Annotated in this window: 1 protein-coding gene; it reads right to left on the bottom strand. The window is 44.8% G+C overall.

The features are described 5' to 3' along the window. Window positions 1-20 precede the first annotated feature (20 nt). Entirely contained in the window at window positions 21-1142 is a 1122-nt protein-coding gene (locus L5M29_RS23600; protein ID WP_259484475.1) for an ISAs1 family transposase, read from the bottom strand. Window positions 1143-1245 lie beyond the last annotated feature (103 nt).

Genomic DNA, 1245 nt, shown 5'->3' with positions numbered 1-1245 from the left:
CAGGGCAACCGCATGAATGTTTAAAATTCGCCCAACTGCAATCCTGCTAATAAAACCGATTCTAGATATTCAGGTTTCATCCAAGCTCTTTTCTGTTTCGCCGGAATGCTTCCCTTAGAAGGTTCTGCCCTAAGCATATTGAGTGATATTTGCCTAAGCATGGCCCAATTTTCTGCCCCATGATGTTGGTAAATCTGGCAACTATCTTCTTTCATTGAGACATCTAGCACCCAGTGTAAGCTGTTTTCAATACCCCAATGGCCACGAACTGAATCGGCTAACTGTTGCTCATCGAGTGTGGCTGAACTGATATAGTAACGGTAGGTCAGCTCTGCTTCTTTCCCTTTTGTATGCCGATAACTCAAACACATTCCTAATGTTTTCAATTTCATCCACTTAGGAAAATTATCTTGGAGCTGGTTTGCAGGCATTACATAGTAGGCTCTTGCCTCGATACGGCCCCTATTTTTCTCGATAATGAGTCCATCAAGAGGATTGCTTCGCGCTTCACTGAAAGCAGAAATGATTGCCTCATGCAAGCAACCTTGGTTCGCCTTCACTGCAAGTAGATAGTCCCCTCCTTGATTTACAATCTGCGTTGCAATCTCTGTCTGGCAACCCATGGCGTCGATTGATACCAGTGCTCCTTCCACATCTAACAACTGGAGCAACTCTGGGATTGCGGTTATCTCATTGGATTTATTGTCAGTTTTTACTTGCCCCAGTACCACTTTATTGGCACAGGCAAACGCATTGACCATATGAATGGTTGAGCGCCGATCTTCACGGTTGTATGAGGCTCGAAGCGTTTTACCATCGATAGCAATAAGATTACCATCACTCATCTCATGGACGGCTCGCATCCAATTGGCGAAGCACAGTCGGAACTGTTCCGGCTCGATACGAGAGATAATACGTGCAATGGTGTCATCGACAGGGACACCTTCGGTCAGAATTCCCTTTTCTTTAAACCAATTATGGTGCCCGACAGCATAATCGTGGATCTCAGACCAACCTTCGGCGCCAGCAATCACACCACACAGAGTGACGAACAATACATCATGTAACGGGTAAGTCACTTTGGCAGATTGTCGGCTGTCAGCAATCGAGTTGAAATGTGATGTGAAGGCTTCAAGGTACATGCTCTTATGCTCTCTATAAGAAAAAGAGAGCATAAGATCATAATCGATGCCGTCCGTCAAATTTAGCTCAAAACGGTTAAAATATATTCACGATCTTGCCCTG

It is taken from the genome of Shewanella sp. SM95 (assembly GCF_025653595.1).
In the GTDB taxonomy this organism is placed as follows: Bacteria; Pseudomonadota; Gammaproteobacteria; order Enterobacterales; family Shewanellaceae; genus Shewanella; species Shewanella oncorhynchi.
Note: the sequence above shows the minus strand (reverse complement) of the source record. Positions and strands in the feature narration are given on the sequence as shown.